The following is a 20,047-nucleotide window of genomic DNA, read 5'->3' as shown; positions in this document are numbered from 1 at the left end:
GTCAACTTCCCCTGAGATATATATAAATAATGGATAACAAATTGACACGTATTCTACCTGTTTACGCTGTTCTTGCTCATCAAACCTTTCTGAAAGTAGAAATCAACATTCAATCGGCATAAAATCAACATTTTATTAACAATGAAATGTAAGGTCACTATGTCTGCAGAACTCACCGCGGAAGCCGCACTCAAGCTGGTTGGCGAAATCTTTGTCTACCATATGCCGTTCAACCGGGCCCTGAATCTGGAGCTGGATGTCTACGAAAAGGCGTTCGCACAGCTGAGTTTTAACAACCAGCCGATGATGGTGGGCAACTGGGCGCAAAGCATTCTGCACGGTGGGGTGATCGCCTCAGCGCTGGATGTCGCGGCAGGCCTGGTCTGCGTGGGCAGTACGCTGGCGCGTCATGACACCATCAATGAAGATGAACTGCGCCAGCGCCTGTCAAAAATGGGCACCATCGACCTGCGCGTGGATTATCTGCGCCCAGGACGCGGCTCGCGCTTTACCGCCACCAGCACGCTGCTGCGCGCAGGCAATAAGGTTGCCGTTGCCCGCGTTGAGCTGCACAACGAAGAGAAAACGCATATCGCCAGCGCCACGGCGACTTATATGGTGGGATAACCGCCAGAATCGCGTAAAATTGCGTTACTTTTTCGAAATGGATGTTTCACATGGATCCCAAACAAACGCGACAGGGCGTGCTTCTGGCCCTTGCCGCCTACTTCATCTGGGGCATCGCTCCAGCCTACTTCAAGCTGATTTACTATGTTCCTGCCGATGAGATCCTGACCCACCGCGTTATCTGGTCGTTTTTCTTTATGGTGGCGCTTATTAGCTTTAGCCGCCAATGGCCACAGGTTAAAACGCTGCTGAAGACGCCAAAGAAGGTCTTCCTGCTGGCGCTGTCGGCGGTGCTGATTGGCGGTAACTGGCTGCTGTTTATCTGGTCGGTCAATAACCACCATATGCTGGAGGCAAGTCTCGGCTACTTTATTAACCCGCTGGTGAATATTCTGCTGGGGATGATTTTCCTTGGCGAGCGCTTCCGCCGCATGCAATGGGTTGCCGTGGCATTAGCGATTTGCGGCGTGCTGGTCCAGCTCTGGACCTTTGGTTCACTGCCGGTTATTGGACTGGGGCTGGCGTTCAGCTTCGCCTTCTATGGCCTGGTGCGTAAGAAAATTGCCGTTGATGCCCAGACCGGTATGCTGTTCGAGACGCTCTGGCTGCTGCCGGTGGCGGCGATTTATCTGTTCGGCATCGCCGATAGCGCCACCAGCCATATGGGTCAAAATCCGTGGTCGCTGAACTTGCTGCTGATTGCCGCAGGCGTGGTGACCACTATCCCATTGCTGTGCTTTACCGGGGCGGCTACCCGCTTGCGTCTCTCGACGCTGGGCTTCTTCCAGTATATCGGCCCAACGCTGATGTTCCTGCTGGCGGTGACGTTCTACGGTGAGGTGCCGGGCGCAGATAAGATGGTGACCTTTGCGTTTATCTGGGTGGCGCTAGCGATATTCGTGATGGATGCGGTGTATACGCAAAGACGGGCGCGTCGGAGCTAGAGGATTGCCGGATGGCGAAGCGCCATCCGGCACGGCTATTACAGCCAGTTCTTGCGCTTAAAGTACAGGTACGGCGCAAGCCCTGCCAGAATCATAAAGATAATTGCCCCAGGGTAACCAAAGCTCCACTTCAGCTCCGGCATAAACTCAAAGTTCATCCCGTAGCTGGAAGCCACCAGCGTCGGCGGCAGGAAGACCACGGAGACCACCGAGAAGATCTTGATGATGCGGTTCTGCTCGATGTTGATAAAGCCCATCGCCGCCTGCATCAGGAAGTTAACCTTCTGGAACAGCGATTCATTGTGCGGCAGCAGGGATTCGATATCTCGCAGAATCTCCCGTGCCTGCTCCAGCTGGCCTGCCGGCAGACGCGCCTTACGCACGAGGAAGTTCAGCGCGCGCTGGGTATCCATCAAACACAGGCGAACTTTCCAGCCGATATCTTCCAGTTCCGCCAGCGTCGAGAGCGCTTCGTCGTACTCATCGCCCTGATGCCCTTCCATTATGACGCGGCTTAGCTTTTCGAGGTCGCTATAGATGTTTTCGATTTCGTCCGCCAGCTGTTCGATCTTGGTTTCGAACAGGTCGAGCAGCAGCTCGTAGGCGTTACCGTCCGCCATCGCCTGGTTACGCGCACGCATGCGGTAGAGGCGAAATGCCGGCAGCTCACGCTCACGCAGGGTGAACAAACGCCCTTCGCGGATGGTGAATGCGACGGTGGAGTTACCTGCGTGATCGTCCGCATCTTCATAAAAGAAGAAGGAGTGAATGTGCAGGCCGTCTTCGTCTTCAAAAAAACGTGCGGATGCTTCGATGTCTTCCAGTTCAGGGCGCGTGGCCAGGTTCTGGCCCAAATCCTTTTGCACACGGTTTCGTTCGTCGTCATCTGGCTCGACTAAATCCACCCAAACCGAGCTGGCAAGATGATCGATCTCATCCGCCTCAAGACGCGTTAAACGATTGTTTTCCAGTTGAAATGCGCTCAGCATGACCGGGACTCCCAATGCAAAAAATTATCGGACAGCCGGTGGGCACACAGAAACTACAGGGGTTTCAGACCATTAAACAGCCTGACTCAATGCGACGGGAAATACGAGTCGCTGACAACCGCTAAGGCTATCAGCATAAGAGGATAGCCTTAGGAGTTGTTCCTGAATGACAGGAAGGTGAGCCAGCATCTACTGGGTGTGTCCAAGGCTTTGTCCTCTTAGCGTAATCGTGCGCGCATGTTACGCCAGCAAAAAAACGCCGTCAACACGCAACGAAACGCTAAGTTAGATTAATTACCTTCTCTTTATTAAGGCTAGCAGAAGGTGACAAAAATGTTATGTTTTTCTGAATGTTATACGTTTTCTAACCTGGCATAAGCGGCCACCAGCCATTTAATTCCTTGCCCCTGGAAAGCGACCTGCAGTCGGCTATGTTCACCGCTGCCTTCCAGGTTGACGATGGTGCCTTCACCAAACTTCGCGTGGCGTACACGCTGACCCAGTTTATACCCGGTGTCGTTCTCCGCCATTGGCGTGCCCATCCGCTGATGGCTGACCGGACGGCTGACCGTCGCACGCAGACGAACCTCTTCCACACAGGCTTCCGGCAGCTCGCCGATAAAGCGCGACGGGCGATGGTAAACTTCTTTGCCGTACAGGCGGCGGGTTTCGGCGTAGGTCAGCGTCAGCTTCTGCATCGCACGGGTGACGCCAACGTAGGCCAGACGGCGCTCTTCTTCCAGACGCCCGCCTTCATCCAGCGACATCTGGCTTGGGAACATCCCCTCTTCCATACCAACGATGAACACCTGCGGGAATTCCAGGCCTTTCGCCGAGTGTAGGGTCATCAACTGCACCGCGTCCTGCCAGGTATCTGCCTGGCCTTCCCCGGCTTCCAGCGCCGCGTGGGAGAGGAACGCCTGCAGCGGCATTAAATCTTCATCTTCTTCGTTGTAGCTGAACTGCCGCGTTGCCGTGACCAGTTCATCTAAGTTCTCGATTCGCGTCTGGCCCTTCTCGCCTTTTTCCTGCTCGTACATCATGCGCAGGCCGGAGTCTTTCACTACGCGGTCGGTCTGCACGTGCAGCGGCATATCGGCCGTTTCCTGCGCCAGCGCGTCAATCAGCTCCATAAAGCGCTGCAGCGCGCTTGCCGCACGGCCGGCAAGGGCTTTCTCCTGTAGCAGCTCACGGCAGGCCTGCCACAGCGTCAGCTGGCGGTCACGTGAGGTCTGACGAACCACGTCCAGCGTACGATCGCCGATACCACGCGTTGGCGTGTTCACCACACGCTCAAACGCGGCGTCGTCATTACGGTTGGCAATCAGGCGCAGATAGGAGAGCGCGTCTTTGATTTCCTGACGTTCAAAGAAGCGCATACCGCCATAGATACGATACGGCATGCTGGCCTGCAGCAGTGCCTCTTCCAGCACGCGCGATTGGGCGTTGCTGCGGTAGAGGATGGCGCATTGCGTCAGCGCGCCGCCGTTGTCCTGCCAGGTCTTAATGCGGTTCACCACGAAGCGCGCTTCATCCAATTCGTTAAACGCGCAGTAGAGTGAAATCGGTTCGCCATCGGCACCGTCGGTCCACAGCTTTTTGCCCAGACGCCCGTTGTTGTTTTCAATCAGGGCGTTCGCAGCGCTGAGGATATTGCTGGTTGAACGGTAGTTCTGCTCCAAACGAATGGTTTCTGCGCCGGGGAAATCGTTGAGGAAGCGCTGGATGTTTTCCACCTGCGCCCCACGCCAGCCGTAGATCGACTGGTCGTCATCGCCCACGATCATCACCTTACCGGTGTCGCCCGCCAGCAGGCGGATCCAGGCGTACTGAATGTTGTTGGTATCCTGGAATTCGTCCACCAGGATATTGGTAAAACGTTCGCGATAGTGCTGAAGGATGTGCGGTTTGTTGAGCCACAGCTCATGGGCGCGCAGCAGCAGCTCGGCGAAGTCCACCAGCCCCGCGCGGTCACACGCTTCCTGGTAGGCCTGATAGACCTTCTGCCAGGTCTGCTCAACCGGGTTACCATAGCTTTGCAGATGGTGAGGGCGCAGCCCTTCATCTTTCTGGCTGTTGATAAACCACATTGCCTGGCGCGGCGGCCACTGTTTCTCGTCGAGGTTCATCGCCTTGATCAGGCGCTTCAGCAGGCGCAGCTGGTCTTCGCTATCAAGGATCTGAAAATCCTGCGGCAGATTGGCGTCCAGGTGGTGCGCACGCAGCAGACGATGCGCCAGCCCGTGGAAGGTCCCGACCCACATGCCGCCCTGCGAGGTGCCCATCAGCTCAGCGATACGGTGGCGCATCTCCGCCGCCGCCTTGTTGGTAAAGGTAACGGCCATGATGGAGTACGGCGAGCAGTTCTCGACGCTTTGCAGCCAGGCAATGCGGTGCACCAGCACGCGCGTCTTGCCGCTGCCTGCCCCGGCGAGCACCAGCATATTGGTCCGCTCCGCCGCGACGGCTTCGCGCTGTTTATCGTTGAGGCTGTCGAGCAGGTAAGAAACGTCCATTGGCACCGCCGGAATCAACAGGGCCCAGTAGGACCCCTGGGAATTTATACAGAGTTGCTTACGATTATATCAGCGAGGTCAGAGATGCCAACCGGGAAATCTCGACATGCGGCAACAAACGGCTGTCTGCGGTTTGCATCAGGTCGGCATTTTCCGGTTTGATCCAGCAGGCCTGCATGCCGCAGCGAATCGCGCCTGCCACGTCGGTAGTCAGGTCATCGCCCACGTGCAGAATCTCGCCGAGCGGTACGTTGAGCTTGTCTGCCGCCAGATGGTACATATCGGCAAACGGCTTCGAGCGCCCGTCCGGGCCAGCGCGCAGTACAAACTGGAAGTAGTCGCTCAGGCCGAACAGTTCCGGCTGGGCATTACCGTTGGTGATCGCCACCAGCGGCCATTTTTGACCCAGTTTCGCCAGCGTGTCGTGGGTTTCCTGCGGTACGTCAATCCGGCTACGCCACTGGGCAAAATTCGCCATCGCCGCATCGGCACCGGCTTTGGCTTCCTGAGCCGTCAGACCAAGCTGACGCATACCAGACTCCAGCGCGCGCCAGCGCCACTCGGTGACGTCGTGGTAGATTTCTGGCTCCGTCTTTAACAGTTCGTCGCGCCACTGCTGCAGCGTACGAGCATCGAAGTTCGCCAGTGCCGGATGGTAACCGCGTACAAAGGTCAGCGACTCCTGCATCGTCCGGTCAATCACCGGGCGGTTATCATAAAGGGTGTCATCAAGGTCAAACGTCAGCGCAGCGATAGCGCCCAACGGCCGATAAAAACGCATTATTTCTCCCGTTTGGCGCGCGGATGCGCCGCATCGTACACCGATGCAAGGTGTTGAAAATCAAGGTGGGTATAGATTTGGGTGGTCGACAGGTTGGCGTGGCCCAGCAGCTCCTGCACGCCGCGCAGATCACCGCTCGATTCGAGCATATGGGTGGCAAATGAGTGGCGCAGTTTGTGAGGGTTCACGTGGCTGTTCAGCCCCTGCTTGATACCCCATTCGGCAAAGCGCTTTTGCACATTTCGCGCTGAAATCCGTTTACCGAGCTTCGAGAGAAACAGCGCGTCCTCGTCGCTGCCGAACAATCCACGCAGGTCGAGCCAGTGCTCGATCCACGCCACGGCGTTACGGCCAATCGGCAGGCGGCGCTCTTTGCTGCCTTTCCCCATCACCCACACTTCGCCGGTATCGAGATCCAGATGTTTAATATCCAGATTCACCAGTTCAGAAAGACGTAACCCCGCGCCGTACATCACCTCCAGCATGGCGCGATCGCGCACCGCCAGCGGGTCATTGAGATCGATATCAAGCAGACGGTTAACGTCATCAACGTCGATATTTTTTGGCAGATGGCGCGGCGCTTTCGGCGCGGCAATACCTTTTGCCGGGTTAGCCGGCAGCTCACCCTGACCCACCATCCAGTCAAAGAAGCTGCGCAGCGCCGACAGGCGTAGCGCCAGACTTGCAGCACCCAGCCCTTTGCGGCGGCTGCGGGTCGCCACGCTGCGCACCATCGCAGCATCACATTGTTGCCAATTCTGCAGGCCCATCCCTTCGGCCAGTTCAATAATGGCATCAAGCTGACGCTGATAGTTGAGAAGTGTGATGGGGCTAAGCTGGCGTTCTACGCCGAGATAGCGCAGAAAGCGGGTAACGGCTAGCCCTAGCCCGGTGTCGGTCATACGCGCTCGATCCAACGTTCCAGCAAGCCCGGCAGCATCAGGGCGATTTCCTGCAGCAGCTGCGTACCCTGCCCCGGCTGATAGTGGTGCGGGTCGCGGCTGCTAAAGAGGATCACACCTAAATCGCCGTCGCTGCCCATCATCGACATCGCGACCGATCCTACGGCTTTCGCCTCAGGAAGCACCAGCAGCAGTTCGGGGCCGTTAAGGGGGCCAAGATAGTGGTTGGCCTGACCTAAGCGCTGAATGCGCAGCGGCTCAAAGGCCTGACGGGAAAGCACCAGATCGGTGTGTCTGGAAGGTGCGCCAAGACGCCAGCGGTCGGAGAACAGCCGCAGCGATGCGCCTGCCAGCCCCAGCTCACGCGCCCAGCGATGGAAGCGCAGCAGGAGATCGTCCAGACTTTCCGCGCAGGCCAGCCGGTTTTGCAGATGCAACAGGCGGTAAAACAGGCTTTCGTTCGCCGTCGCCTGTTCCATCAGCTGGCTCATGTTCTCTTCCAGCATGGCAATGTAGTTGCGCGAACGCGCCATGTGCCACTCCACCAGAGAGACCATGCCCCGCACCGGGTGCGGGACGCGCATTTGCTCAACCACTGCGGCATTACGAATAAAGAATTCAGGATGTTGCAACAGATAGTCCACGACCGCGCCATCATTCAGCGTGGTGAGAGCGTCCTGCTGTTCTTCCCCGACGTGTTTCATAAGTGAATAAATCCGTCATAGACATGTGCCGCCGGGCCAGTCATAAACAACGGTTGGCCCGGGCCTTTCCAGGCGATATCAAGTCGCCCGCCCGGCAGTTCCACGCGCACCTCTTCCGCCAGCAAGCCCTGCTGGATGCCGACGGCAACCGCCGCACATGCGCCGCTGCCGCAGGCCTGAGTTTCACCCGCACCGCGTTCGTAAACGCGCAGACGGATGTGGTCCCGCTTCACTACCTGCATAAAACCAATGTTAGCGCGTTCTGGAAAACGTTCATGACTTTCCATCACCGGGCCAAGCGTTTCTACCGCCGCGGTGTCGACATCATCGACCTGAATCACGCAGTGCGGGTTCCCCATCGAGACCACGCCGCACAATACTGTCTGTTCAGAGGCGCGCATGATATAGGTCTTTTCCGCTTTGTTAGCGCGGAACGGTACCTGAGACGGTTCGAAGTTCGGCTCGCCCATGTTCACGCGAACCAGTTCATCGTCGGTCACGCTTAAAACCATGCGACCATTGGCGGTGCTCACGCGGATGTCGCGCTTGTTGGTCAACCCTTTCAGGCGCACAAAACGGGCGAAGCAGCGAGCACCGTTACCGCACTGGGAGACTTCGCTACCGTCGGCGTTGAAGATGCGGTAGTGAAAATCCAGATCGGGATCGTAAGGCGGTTCCACGACCAGCAGCTGATCGAAACCCACGCCAAGATGCCTGTCCGCCAGTCGGCGGATAAGCTCGGGCGAGAAAAAGACATTCTGCGTTACCGCGTCGACGACCATGAAATCGTTGCCGAGGCCATGCATTTTAGAGAACTGCATCATCTACTCCAGTTGCGCGGAACAGAACGGTAATATTAGTAATTAACCTGCGTCGGGCCGCCGTTATCACCACGGTCGTTACGATCCGGAGCGCTACTCTGAATCGGAGGAGTGACGGGTTGCGTCGGTGGAGCCGCCGTTTTATCAGCCGGAGGGAAATAGAGCGGGCCCTTCAGGCCGCAGCCTGCAAGGCTAGATAATGCAAGTAACACTGCCAGCGGTCGAAAAATCTTATTCATTCTTAAGATGCCTGTAGTTCAATGCTTTCTATTTTCTATCATCGCAGGAGGAGGCGCAAAAGCAAGCGTTAAGCACCTGACTGCAACGTGATTTGTTTCACGCTATACTGCCGCCATCACTAAATAATGGGAAACAACAATGAACGACAGTGAATTTCATCGCCTCGCCGATACCCTGTGGCTGACCATCGAAGAACGTCTGGACGACTGGGACGGCGACAGCGATATCGACTGCGAGATCAACGGCGGCGTGCTGACCATCAGCTTTGAAAACGGCAGCAAAATTATTATTAACCGTCAGGAGCCATTGCACCAGGTGTGGCTGGCAACCAAACAGGGCGGCTACCATTTCGATCTGAAGGGTGATGAGTGGATTTGTGACCGCAGCGGCGAAACGTTCTGGGATCTGCTTGAGCAGGCGGCAACGCAGCAGGCGGGTGAAGAGGTTAGCTTCCGCTAAGGTGAATTGCCGGATGGCGGTGTAAACACCTTATCCGGCCTACAAACGGCACGAAACGAGTAGGCCGGATAAGGCGGAGCCGCCATCCGGCATCATGATTAAGAGAAATACTGCTGCAACAACGGCGCGTTGTTATTGTCCTGATTGGACGGCGGCGGCACGATGGCCTGGCTGCGGAACGGGATCACCTGCGCGCGCCCATCAACCTTCACAATCTGGTAGAACTGCGGCAGGTTGAAGTTGATAAAGCTTGAGCCGTAGGTGAAACGATCGTGTGATGACGAGTAGAAGCGACTGACGTCACGCACCAGCTCTTCTTTGCTGCCTTCACAGTGGTGGTACACCTCTGCGCGGTTGCTCTCGTCCAGAATATAGATATTAAAGCCCTGATCCTCGCCCGACTCTTCGAAGAAGAACTGAATAATCCCTTCACTGGCAAAACCATCGACCACCTGCGGCAGCTCAACATGGTTTGTCTCAACCTGAACGGAAAGCCCGTGTAGCTTGTTATGCGAAATGGCGCCGTAGAACTCAATGGCGTTTTCCAGTTTCTGCACCGACACGTTCAAACGTTCAAAGAACAGGCCCCAGGTCTGCCCGGAGACACGCAGCGCTTTAAAGCGCCCGGTTTCCTGACGGGTGCTGGAAAGGCGCAGTTCGATGCATTCCGACACCAGTTGCTGTACGCGGGTACGGATTAAACCGCGCAGGTGTTGGCTATAACAGAACACTTCAACGCTGTCCGGCGGCGCGGCATCCTGGTGCATTTTACCGAGGATGGTTTTCAGCGCTTCGATCATCGCCTGCTCGCCGTTGAAGTGCAGCGTACGCACTTCGTTCCACGAGTTGCGATACAGCAGGTCGACGCTGCCGACCAGGCATTTCTGATCTTCACCGAAGCTGAAGGTATCAAGCTTGCGGAAATCGAAATGCACCACCTGATTGCGGAAAGCCGCCGTCGGGTCATATTCGAGGTTAACAATAATCGCCAGATGGCGAATTTCGCACGGGCTGTAGAGCGCTTTCGGCGTTGGCGCAGGCAGACGCAGCGGGAAGTGGTGCGACACGTCAGCGACCATCTCCTGCAGTTTTGCCAGATCGACAATGCCGTTGCCCTTGATAAACAGGCGTGTACGCGAGGTCAGCAGGCCGTTAAACCAGGCCCAGGCCACCAGCTTATTCAGATAGCGGTTATATTCCAGCGGCTGATGGCTGATGATTGATTCCATGTTCGGCGCGCGGTTGTAGAGGTACCAACCCGTACGGTTGGCACGTCCCGGCGGAACATAGATAAAGGTCAGATTCGGTTCGGACAGGTCCGGGGAGATCTGCGGGTTCACCAGCGTGACTTTACCCGGCAGCGCTTCAAACGCAGCGTACAGCTTACGCGTCAGCACGCCGATGTCCTGCGGGCTGGCGGAAACGCTCAGGTTGTTGCGACGCGCGAAGCGAATCAGGTTACGGTAGCTCTGCATCATCGCGTCGAGCAGTTCATTGTGCGCTTCACGCACCTGGTCGATTTTCCAGTTGGCGCGGTTATCGAGCATCGCCAGACGCTCTTCGCTCCAGCCCCACTCTTTCACCAGTTGGCCAACCACTTCACGACGCCAGCCAACGCAGGCGCGTTCGCGGCTGAGCTTTTCGCACACCTTCAGATAGAAGCAGCGGCGCACGAGGTCGAGACGAGTTTCATCTTCAATCGCCTTCAGGTACTCGGTCACGCGCTCCAGCATCATGCAGTAGGCATCGAGACCGAAGGAGACGATCTCGCCGTCGTGCAGGCGCTGTTTAATGTCTTTCGCCAGCAGGTGCGTATTCGGGTATTCCCAGGAATAGGCTTCCAGCAGCAGGGTTTTCAGCACCGCTTTATACGGCGAGTCGATGCTCTTATAGAGCTGCCAGAGGCTGGCACCAAAGTACTCTTCGGCGGAGAGCGAGCTCAATCCACCGAGGTCGAGCCACTCGTTCGGCGTCAGTACGCCCTGGGCGTAAAGGGTCATCACGTAGTCGTCGTAATGATCTTCTTCTTCGCCCGGCACCATATTCCACAGAATACGTTTGCCCGCCAGGCGGACCGCCGTGCGGTAAAATTCGTCGAGCAGTAAAATGTGCTGCGTTGAACCGCAGTCTTCGCCGCCGAGGCTGCCGCTTTCATTATGACGGAAGCGGTTTTCGTCGATCAGGAAGAAGCTGACTTCAACGCCCAGCGATGCCGCCCAGCTTTCCAGCAGGCTGCATTTGCGCTGTAACAATTGGCGTTCATCATTATCGAGCCACGACTGGTGGCAGACCCAGATATCCAGATCGGAAGAGCAGCTCTGGCCTACCGATGAGGTACTCCCCATCGAGTAGACGCCGGTAATCGGCAGTTCACCTTTTGCAGAGGTCTGCGGCGGCATACCGCGATGCAGCTCGAGCTCATCAAGATAGTGGCGTTGGGTTTCATCAGGCGTGTAGAGGCAAATGCCCTTGGGAACGTTACCGTCGAGGTAACCCGGCATCAGCGGATGATGATAATGTAATAATGTCGGCAGTAGACTGTAAACCTGCTGGAAAGCAGGTCCCATGGCTGCAAGCGCGCGATCCACACGCAGTTGGTTGATGGCATCCAGTCTCTGTTTCAGTGTCTCAATATAGAGGTACAAGACATATCGCCTGATGTTCAAAACCTCGACGTATCCTGTCAGAGCGGTACGGAGGTTTTAATATTTCAACAAGAAGAACCGTTACCGTTTTATTGTCCGCCGTTGTGATTATCGAATTTTGGACAAAAAATGGTTTAAAACGTGATCAATTTAACACCTTGCCGGTTGACCGTAAAGAATGTTGCACTACAACAAGTGTAGCATTGAATGCTGCTGTAAACCTCGGCATACGATCAAGACAGTGCCAGTAATGAACGGTAAACACAACCCCGTTTATGCTTACCTTTACTGACTCTCAAGGCACGCTTCGTGCATACCCCTTAATTCCCAGCAAGAATTTTTACGAAGACCGTGAAAACTAACATCATTAGGGCAACAATGTTAGGATGGTCAATGGATGATAACGACGGTAACAAGCATGTTAGACAAAGTTTTGAGAATTGCCACACGCCAAAGTCCGCTCGCTCTCTGGCAAGCGCACTATGTACAAGAACGCCTGATGGCCTGCCATCCAGGGCTTACGGTGACGCTCGTGCCGATGGTCACGCGAGGGGACATCATCCTCGATACGCCGCTGGCAAAAGTGGGCGGTAAAGGGCTTTTCGTCAAAGAGCTTGAGCTGGCGCTGCTTGAAAACCGTGCGGACATCGCCGTCCACTCGATGAAAGATGTCCCGGTCGAGTTCCCGGAAGGGCTTGGGCTGGTGACCATCTGCGAACGTGACGACCCGCGCGATGCCTTCGTCTCCAATCATTACGCCTGCATGGATGACCTCCCGGCAGGCAGCATCGTCGGCACCTCCAGCTTGCGTCGTCAGTGCCAGTTGGCCAAACGCCGTCCGGATCTGGTGATCCGCTCGCTGCGCGGCAACGTCGGCACGCGTCTGAGCAAGCTCGACAACGGTGACTACGATGCCATTATTCTGGCGGTCGCGGGGCTAAAACGCCTTGAGCTGAATGACCGTATTCGCCAGCCAATGTCGCCGGAAGAGTCACTCCCGGCAGTCGGCCAGGGTGCCGTTGGCATTGAGTGCCGTCTGGACGATGCACAGACCCGCGCCCTGCTCGCGCCATTAAACCACGACGACACCGCCATTCGCGTTCGCGCCGAGCGCGCGATGAACACGCGCCTGGAAGGTGGCTGCCAGGTGCCTATCGGCAGCTACGCTGAGCTGAACAACGGCGAACTGTGGCTGCGCGCGCTGGTTGGCGCGCCGGACGGCAGTGAAATGGTGTGCGGCGAACGTCGGGGCAAACCGGAAGATGCCGAGCGCATGGGTATTGAGCTTGCCGATGAACTGCTGGATAACGGCGCGCGGGCAATCCTTGCCGCCGTTTATGACGGAGATGCCGCCGTATGACCATTCTGGTTACCCGCCCCTCCCCGCAAGGTGAAGAGTTAGTCAGCCGTTTGCGCGCGCTGGGGCGAGTAGCCTGGAATTTCCCGCTGATAGAATTTACGCCCGGACGAGAGCTGAACGCGCTGACGCCGGCGCTTGGCGCACTGCGCGAAGGCGATTTAGCGTTTGTTCTGTCGCAGCACGCGGTCAGCTTCGCCCACGCGCAGCTTCAGCAGCAGCGCGTTAGCTGGCCCACTTCTCCCCGTTATTTTGCGATTGGCCGTACTACGGCACTGGCGCTACATCAGGCGAGCGGCCTCGATGTTCGCTATCCATTAGATCGGGAAATCAGCGAAGTGTTGCTACAATTACCTGAATTGCAAACTATTGCGGGAAAGAAGGCGCTGATTCTGCGCGGCAACGGCGGGCGTGAATTGCTGGCCGAAACGCTGAGCGCCCGCGGCGCCGACGTCACCCTTTGCGAATGCTACCAACGCAGCGCTATCCACTATGACGGTGCCGAAGAGGCCATGCGCTGGCAGTCGCGAGAGGTCAACACCCTCGTGGTGACCAGCGGCGAAATGCTGCAACAACTCTGGACGCTGATTCCCCTCTGGTACCGGGAGCGCTGGCTGCTCACCTGCCGGCTACTGGTGGTGAGTGAGCGTATTGCAAAACTGGCCCAGGAGTTGGGCTGGCAGGATATTCAGGTTGCCGATAGCGCAGACAACGATGCGCTGCTGCGCGCACTACAATAACTCTCAAAATTGGAAGCCATAATGACGGAACAAAAAGAAAACTCCGCCGTGGTTGAAGAGTCCGAAGATGCGGTGAAAACCTCACCGCAGCCCGACGCTCGTAAGCCGGAAAATGCTGAGAAGAAAAATAACGGCGGGAAAACCAGCCTGGCGCTCAGCGCCGTTGCTATCGCCATTGCGCTAGCGGCAGGCATTGGCCTGTACGGCTGGGGCAAACAGCAGGCCGTCAACCAGACCCAGACCAGCGACACCCTTGCCAATCAGCTTATCGCCCTGCAAAAAACGCAGGACGCGCAAAAAGAGGCGCTGGAAACCACGCTTAAACAGCAGGCCGACCAGCTGCAGGAAGCCAAAACCCAGCAGGCGGAAATGGCTAAACAGCTGGACGAAATGCAGCAGAAAGTGGCGGCCATTTCCGGTACTGACTCGAAAACCTGGCTGCTGGCCCAGTCTGACTTCCTCGTGAAGCTGGCCGGACGCAAGCTGTGGAGCGATCAGGACGTCACCACCGCCGCGGCGCTGCTGAAAAGTGCCGACGCGAGCCTGGCGGATATGAACGACCCAAGCTTAATCGCCGCGCGTCGCGCCATTACCGAAGATATTGCCAGCCTCTCCGCCGTCTCTCAGGTGGACTACGACGGCATCATCCTTAAAGTTAATCAGCTCGCCAATCAGGTGGATAACCTGCGTCTGGCAGACAACAACACCGATGATTCGCCAATGGATAACGACGGCACCGAGCTGTCGGCTTCGCTCAGCGAATGGCGTGTGAATCTGCAGAAAAGCTGGCAGAACTTTATGGACAGCTTTATTACCATTCGTCGTCGCGACGAAACCGCCGTTCCGCTGCTGGCGCCGAACCAGGATATCTACCTGCGGGAGAATATCCGCGCCCAGCTGCTCGCCGCCTCTCAGGCGATTCCGCGCCATCAGGATGAAACCTTCAAGCAGGCGCTGGATAACGTTTCAACCTGGGTACGCGCTTACTACGACACCGACGACGCCGCCACAAAGACGTTCCTTGATGAGATCGACAAGCTCAGCCAGCAGAGCATCTCCATGGACATCCCGGAAACGCTGCAAAGCCAGCCGATTCTGGAAAAACTGATGCAAACCCGCGTGCGTAACCTGATGGCCCAGCCTGCCGTCACGTCCGCAGAGCCTGCCGCTGTGGCCCCCGTGCAGCCAGCGCCAGCACCTGCCCCAGCACAAGGAGAGTAACCGATGCTAAAAGTTCTCTTACTCTTCGCACTGCTGATTGCCGGCGTGGTAGTCGGCCCGATGATCGCTGGCCATCAGGGTTATGTTCTGATTCAGACCGACAACTATAACGTTGAAACCAGCGTCACCGGCTTAGTCATTATCATGATCCTGATAATGGTGGTGCTGTTCGTCCTGGAGTGGGTTCTGCGCCGTATCTTCCGCACCAGCGCCCACACGCGAGGCTGGTTTGTTGGTCGTAAGCGTCGCCGTGCACGTAAGCAGACCGAACAGGCGTTGCTGAAGCTGGCAGAAGGCGACTATCAGCAGGTTGAGAAGCTGATGTCGAAAAATGCCGACCACGCCGAGCAACCGGTGGTGAATTACCTGCTGGCAGCCGAAGCGGCGCAGCAGCGTGGTGACGAAGCGCGCGCTAATCAGCACCTCCAGCGCGCCGCTGAAAGCGCAGGCAACGACCTGATTCCAGTCGAAATCACCCGCGTTCGCCTGCAGCTTGCCCGCCACGAGAATCACGCAGCGCGTCATGGCATCGATAAGCTGCTGGAAGTGGCACCGCGCCACCCTGAAGTGCTGCGCCTGGCAGAGCAGGCCTATATTCAGACCGGGGCCTGGAGCTCGCTGCTGGATATCATTCCGTCCATGGCAAAAGCGCACGTTGGCGATGACGCGCACCGTGCCGCGCTGGAACAACAGGCGTGGATTGGCCTGATGGACCAGGCTCGTGCCGATCAGGGTAGCGAAGGGTTGCGTGACTGGTGGAAAAACCAGAGCCGCAAAACCCGTCATCAGGTGGCCCTGCAGGTCGCCATGGCCGATCACCTGATTGAATGTGACGATCATGACACCGCACAGCAGATCATTATCGATGGGCTGAAGCGCCAGTATGACGATCGTCTGGTGATGTTGATCCCGCGGCTGCGCACCAATAACCCGGAGCAAATGGAAAAACTGCTGCGCCAGCAGATCAAAACGGTGGGCGATCGCCCGCTGCTGTGGAGTACGCTGGGGCAGTCGCTGATGAAGCACGGCGAGTGGCAGGAAGCAAGCCTGGCGTTCCGCGCTGCGCTGAAGCAACGTCCCGACGCGTTCGACTACGCCTGGCTTGCCGATACGCTTGATCGTCTGAAGCAGCCGGAAGAAGCGGCAGCGATGCGTCGCGATGGCTTAATGCTGACGTTGCAGAATAATCCGCCCGCGTAATGCCGGTGCACAAATGACAAGGGGGCCAGATGGCCCCCTTTTTTTGTAGGCCGAATAAGCGAAGCGCCATGCGGCAGTTGTCGCACAGTGCCCATAAAAAAACGCCCGCTCCTTTTGGGAGCAGGCGTTAAACAGGTTTAATTCGACAACATAATGGGTGCTTCACTCAACGTAATGTCCATGGTGTCTGATGAGGCAAAAGCGACATCTGTCAGTGGACGATAAGCACCGTAAACGGCTCTGCGTCATTCCCGAGTTTATGAGGCCAAAGGCGAACATAAGAGGTGGAATGAGCATCTACGCGGCGCATTATGTCACAGGATCTCCGGGGAGGACACTCCTGAGTGAGAAAATAAACAAGATAATATTCATTCCCTATATCAATTCATAAAAAAACAGCGCGCAATATTTGATCCTGCCCCTTTCTATAGCGGACTTATATTTACAGAGTAAAAATATAAGGTATAGAATTTCCCTCGCTGCATCGGCCCATTTTTATATTCACTGAAATAAAAGAATCACCTCTATTTATTCATCAGATCGTTACGCCCAATCGTGGCGTATAAATTAAATCAGTAAAATATATAAATCATGGAGATATTATAATGGATTTATCTTTTCCCCCAAGGCTGCTGGCAATCGCTGTTCTGGCAGCGCTTCCCGCGCTGGCTAACGCGGCAGACACTCCTGCGGTAGCCAAAGCCAGAGAAGGTTTTGCCGGCTACGATCACCCCAATCAATATTTAGTAAAACCGGCAACCACCATTGCTGAAAATATGATGCCGGTCATGATGCACCCCGAACAGAATAAAGAGACACAGCAAAAACTCGCGGATATTGCCAAAAAAACCGGGAAGAAACCTAACGTGGTTATTTTCGTGCTGGATGATGTCGGCTGGATGGACGTCGGCTTTAACGGCGGCGGTATTGCCGTTGGCAACCCAACGCCGGATATTGACGCCGTCGCCAGTCAGGGTCTTATTCTGACATCAGCCTATTCACAGCCAAGTTCTTCACCGACGCGCGCCACCATCATGACCGGGCAGTACTCCGTTCACCACGGCATTCAAATGCCGCCGATGTACGGCATGCCGGGGGGGCTGGAAGGGCTGACTACCCTACCGCAGCTGCTGCACGATCAAGGGTACGTGACCCAGGCAATCGGTAAATGGCACATGGGTGAAAACGAAGGATCGCAGGCGCAAAACGTCGGCTTTGATGATTTCCGCGGCTTTAACTCGGTATCGGATATGTACACCGAATGGCGCGACGTTCACGTTAATCCTGAAGTAGTGCTAAGCCCGGACCGCGCGGAGTACATTAAAAATCTGCCGTTCAGTAAAGATGATGTCCATGCCGTTCGCGGCGGCAAGCAGGAAGCCATCGCCGATATCACGCCGAAATATATGGAAGATCTGGATCAACGCTGGATGCAGTACGGCGTTGAGTTCCTCAATAAAATGACCAAAAGCGATAAGCCGTTCTTCCTGTACTACGGCACGCGCGGCTGTCACTTCGACAACTATCCGAACGCTAAATATGCGGGCAGCTCACCGGCTCGTACCTCTTATGGCGACTGCATGGTGGAGATGAACGACGTCTTCGCTAATCTGTATAACGCGCTGGAGAAAAATGGCCAGCTGGAAAATACGCTGATTGTCTTTACCTCCGACAATGGCCCGGAAGCTGAAGTCCCACCGCATGGCCGTACGCCGTTCCGCGGTGCGAAAGGCTCAACCTGGGAAGGCGGCGTTCGCGTACCGACCTTCGTCTACTGGAAAGGGATGATCCAGCCGCGTAAATCTGACGGCATTGTCGATCTGGCGGATCTGTTCCCTACCGCGCTGGCGCTGGCCGGGAAAGGCGGGGCCGAAGTCGCTAAGCTGGTGCCGACAACCACCTTTATCGATGGCGTCGACCAGTCTTCATTCTTCCTCGGCACCAACGGTCAGTCTAACCGTAAAGCAGAACATTACTTCCTGAACGGCCAGCTGTCCGCCGTACGTATGGATGAATTTAAATATCATCTGGTTATCCAGCAGCCGTATGCCTTTACCCAAAGCGGCTACCAGGGCGGTTTCTCCGGCGCCATCATGCAGACGGCCGGTACCGCGGTCTTTAATCTCTACACCGACCCGCAGGAAAGCGATGCTATCGGCGTGCGCCACATTCCAATGGGCGTACCGCTGCAGACTGAAATTCATGACTACATGAAGATCCTGCAGAAGTACCCGCCGAAGGTACAAATTAAGCTGTAAGGTCAAGCCGCCCGCCTCCATCCGGAAGCGGGCTTTTTATCGCCCTACTGCTTTGCCCTCACCAGATGCACCTTCATGATGTCGCTCACCGGGCGGCCGTTCGCCAGCAGGTCGGCCATCGCTTTCAGGTAAGGCGGCAGATAGCCAAAATAGCGCTGGAACCCGGCACAGAGATAATTAAGCGCCGGCTCACCGGACGTGGTCGGCATAAAGCGGTGCTTCGGGCAGCCTCCCCAGCAGGCTTTCAGCACGGCACACTCGCGGCACTGTGTTGGCAACGTGCTGTATTTTTCCTTGCCAAATTCGACCTGCACCAACGAGTCCACCATGCTCGCGAAAGTATCGTGATGCAGATTACCTCGGCGGTATTCCGGGTACACGTAGTGGTCGCAGGCATAAACATCGCCGTTATGCTCTATCGCCAGTGAACGCCCGCAGGTCGGCTGATGGTGGCAAACCGTGCCGGGCGCACCGACAAAGCTTGCGAACGCCCATTCAATGTTCATCACAAAAACGCGGCCGACATCGCGCTGACGCCAGCGATCGAATATCGCAATCAGGAAGTCGCCATACGCTTCAGGGCGAACGGACCATGGCGTGAGAGAACCTTTCATCTCACCGGGGGCATGCAGCGATAGACCAGCCCGGGCGGCGGTATCGTCGGCAAGGCGTTCAACCACCGGCAGAAACTGAATGAAGGTGACGCCTGCATCGCGCAAAAAATCGTAAACCCGCTGCGGCTCGCACGCGCTCTGTCGATTCACGCAGGCCAGCACGTTGTACTCAACGCCGTGCTTTTGCAGCAGCTTCAGCGCGCGCATCACCAGCTTATGCGTGGGCCGCCCCCCCTTCGTCACCCGGTAGAGATTGTGAATTTCCGCCGGGCCGTCCAGCGAAAGCCCAACCAGAAAATGGTGCTGAGCCAGAAACGCGCACCACTCGTCATCCAGCAGTACGCCGTTGGTCTGGAAGCTATTGCTAATCCGCCGCCCTGCGCCGTAAGTGTGCTGCAGCGCCACCGCGCGGCGATAGAAGTCCAGCCCCAGCAGCGTAGGCTCTCCGCCCTGCCAGGTGAAGACGACTTCATCCTGAGGTTCGCTAGCGGCAATATAGTGGCGCACGTAGGCTTCAAGCGTGGCATCGTCCATATGCGTCGTAGGCTGAAGGGGATAAAGCGCGTGTTTTTCGAGATAGAAACAGTAGGTACAGTTCAGGTTACACGCTGAACCGCTCGGTTTCGCCATCGCGTGAAACGCACGCGTCGGAACCTGTTGCAGCATATTCACTCCTTCCTGAGTAAAACGTCGTCCATTATGGAAGGGGGAATAGTACAGCTACGTAGAAAGAAGAGAGCGGCGTTTATTGCGACGGGGCGTGAGCAGGATTGCAGAAAACAAAAAACCCCGCCGAAGCGGGGTTCAAAATTGGTCGGCGAGAGAGGATTCGAACCTCCGACCCACTGGTCCCAAACCAGTTGCGCTACCAAGCTGCGCTACTCGCCGAAATACTGCTTTTTGAATTATCGTTCAATTCGGTTTTTATTCATGACGTTAAGTCTTGAATAAAAAACCCTGCTCTGCAGGGTCTAAAATTGGTCGGCGAGAGAGGATTCGAACCTCCGACCCACTGGTCCCAAACCAGTT

Annotated in this window: 18 protein-coding genes and 1 tRNA gene; 8 read left to right on the top strand and 11 right to left on the bottom strand. The window is 56.3% G+C overall.

Features of this window, described 5'->3' with window-relative positions; genetic code table 11:
- The first annotated feature begins 159 nt into the window (after positions 1 to 159).
- Positions 160 to 627 (top strand): acyl-CoA thioesterase YigI, encoded by a 468-nt coding sequence (gene yigI / locus V6940_RS21295; RefSeq protein ID WP_220439443.1) that lies wholly within the window; start codon positions 160 to 162, stop codon positions 625 to 627.
- Between the two features lie 50 nt (positions 628 to 677).
- Positions 678 to 1,571, top strand: coding sequence for an EamA family transporter RarD (gene rarD / locus V6940_RS21290; RefSeq protein WP_333497220.1), 894 nt, complete (start codon positions 678 to 680; stop codon positions 1,569 to 1,571).
- Between the two features lie 38 nt (positions 1,572 to 1,609).
- Here the strand turns inward: rarD and corA are convergent, their stop codons facing one another.
- The 8 genes from corA to lptM all read right to left on the bottom strand — a co-directional run bounded on the left by corA (position 1,610) and on the right by lptM (position 8,523).
- Positions 1,610 to 2,560: a magnesium/cobalt transporter CorA gene (gene corA, locus V6940_RS21285; protein ID WP_185669764.1), complete on the bottom strand. Its 951-nt coding sequence runs from the start codon at positions 2,558 to 2,560 to the stop codon at positions 1,610 to 1,612.
- Between the two features lie 149 nt (positions 2,561 to 2,709).
- On the bottom strand, positions 2,710 to 2,766 hold the full coding sequence (gene ysgD / locus V6940_RS22810; RefSeq protein WP_368301982.1) for a YsgD/CorL family protein: 57 nt from the start codon (positions 2,764 to 2,766) through the stop codon (positions 2,710 to 2,712).
- A 147-nt stretch (positions 2,767 to 2,913) separates the two neighbouring features.
- On the bottom strand, positions 2,914 to 5,076 hold the full coding sequence (gene uvrD, locus V6940_RS21280) for a DNA helicase II (RefSeq protein WP_185669765.1): 2,163 nt from the start codon (positions 5,074 to 5,076) through the stop codon (positions 2,914 to 2,916).
- A gap of 64 nt (positions 5,077 to 5,140) precedes the next feature.
- Entirely contained in the window at positions 5,141 to 5,857 is a 717-nt protein-coding gene (gene yigB, locus V6940_RS21275; protein ID WP_333497219.1) for a 5-amino-6-(5-phospho-D-ribitylamino)uracil phosphatase YigB, read from the bottom strand.
- Entirely contained in the window at positions 5,857 to 6,759 is a 903-nt protein-coding gene (gene xerC / locus V6940_RS21270) for a tyrosine recombinase XerC (RefSeq protein WP_333497218.1), read from the bottom strand. Before xerC ends, yigB begins: the two co-directional genes overlap by 1 nt.
- Positions 6,756 to 7,463, bottom strand: a complete 708-nt coding sequence (locus V6940_RS21265) for a DUF484 domain-containing protein (RefSeq protein ID WP_185669768.1) — start codon at positions 7,461 to 7,463, stop codon at positions 6,756 to 6,758. The genes xerC and V6940_RS21265 overlap by 4 nt, the downstream gene beginning before the upstream one ends.
- Positions 7,460 to 8,284, bottom strand: a complete 825-nt coding sequence (gene dapF, locus V6940_RS21260; protein WP_185669777.1) for a diaminopimelate epimerase — start codon at positions 8,282 to 8,284, stop codon at positions 7,460 to 7,462. Before dapF ends, V6940_RS21265 begins: the two co-directional genes overlap by 4 nt.
- Positions 8,285 to 8,319: 35 nt before the next feature.
- Positions 8,320 to 8,523 carry an LPS translocon maturation chaperone LptM gene (gene lptM, locus V6940_RS21255; RefSeq protein ID WP_333497217.1) on the bottom strand — a complete coding sequence of 68 codons (204 nt, stop codon included), beginning with the start codon at positions 8,521 to 8,523 and terminating at the stop codon, positions 8,320 to 8,322.
- Positions 8,524 to 8,662: 139 nt separating this feature from the next.
- Here lptM and cyaY point away from each other — a divergent pair, with 139 nt between their 5' ends.
- Positions 8,663 to 8,983 carry an iron donor protein CyaY gene (gene cyaY, locus V6940_RS21250; RefSeq protein ID WP_035896460.1) on the top strand — a complete coding sequence of 107 codons (321 nt, stop codon included), beginning with the start codon at positions 8,663 to 8,665 and terminating at the stop codon, positions 8,981 to 8,983.
- Between the two features lie 98 nt (positions 8,984 to 9,081).
- On the opposite strand, the gene cyaA is transcribed toward cyaY, so the two are convergent.
- Positions 9,082 to 11,628, bottom strand: coding sequence for a class I adenylate cyclase (cyaA, locus tag V6940_RS21245; RefSeq protein WP_333497216.1), 2,547 nt, complete (start codon positions 11,626 to 11,628; stop codon positions 9,082 to 9,084).
- A 418-nt stretch (positions 11,629 to 12,046) separates the two neighbouring features.
- On the opposite strand from cyaA, the gene hemC reads away from it, so the two are divergent.
- The 5 genes from hemC to V6940_RS21220 all read left to right on the top strand — a co-directional run bounded on the left by hemC (position 12,047) and on the right by V6940_RS21220 (position 18,404).
- Entirely contained in the window at positions 12,047 to 12,988 is a 942-nt protein-coding gene (hemC, locus tag V6940_RS21240) for a hydroxymethylbilane synthase (RefSeq protein ID WP_333497215.1), read from the top strand.
- Entirely contained in the window at positions 12,985 to 13,725 is a 741-nt protein-coding gene (gene hemD / locus V6940_RS21235; RefSeq protein ID WP_333497214.1) for a uroporphyrinogen-III synthase, read from the top strand. The genes hemC and hemD overlap by 4 nt, the downstream gene beginning before the upstream one ends.
- A 21-nt stretch (positions 13,726 to 13,746) precedes the next feature.
- Positions 13,747 to 14,946 (top strand): uroporphyrinogen-III C-methyltransferase, encoded by a 1,200-nt coding sequence (gene hemX, locus V6940_RS21230; protein ID WP_333497213.1) that lies wholly within the window; start codon positions 13,747 to 13,749, stop codon positions 14,944 to 14,946.
- Between the two features lie 3 nt (positions 14,947 to 14,949).
- Positions 14,950 to 16,146, top strand: coding sequence for a protoheme IX biogenesis protein HemY (gene hemY / locus V6940_RS21225; protein WP_333497212.1), 1,197 nt, complete (start codon positions 14,950 to 14,952; stop codon positions 16,144 to 16,146).
- Positions 16,147 to 16,751: 605 nt separating this feature from the next.
- Positions 16,752 to 18,404, top strand: a complete 1,653-nt coding sequence (locus tag V6940_RS21220; RefSeq protein WP_333497211.1) for a sulfatase-like hydrolase/transferase — start codon at positions 16,752 to 16,754, stop codon at positions 18,402 to 18,404.
- A 44-nt stretch (positions 18,405 to 18,448) separates the two neighbouring features.
- On the opposite strand, the gene V6940_RS21215 is transcribed toward V6940_RS21220, so the two are convergent.
- Both V6940_RS21215 and V6940_RS21210 read right to left on the bottom strand, forming a co-directional pair.
- Complete coding sequence (locus V6940_RS21215; RefSeq protein ID WP_333497210.1) at positions 18,449 to 19,684, bottom strand: anaerobic sulfatase maturase; 1,236 nt, start codon at positions 19,682 to 19,684, stop codon at positions 18,449 to 18,451.
- 145 nt (positions 19,685 to 19,829) lie between these two features.
- Positions 19,830 to 19,906, bottom strand: a tRNA-Pro gene (locus V6940_RS21210).
- Between the last annotated feature and the right edge of the window lie 141 nt (positions 19,907 to 20,047).

Origin of the sequence: Kluyvera sp. CHPC 1.251 (genome assembly GCF_036759945.1) — a bacterium.
Taxonomy (GTDB): domain Bacteria; phylum Pseudomonadota; class Gammaproteobacteria; order Enterobacterales; family Enterobacteriaceae; genus Kluyvera; species Kluyvera sichuanensis.
Note: the sequence above shows the minus strand (reverse complement) of the source record. Positions and strands in the feature narration are given on the sequence as shown.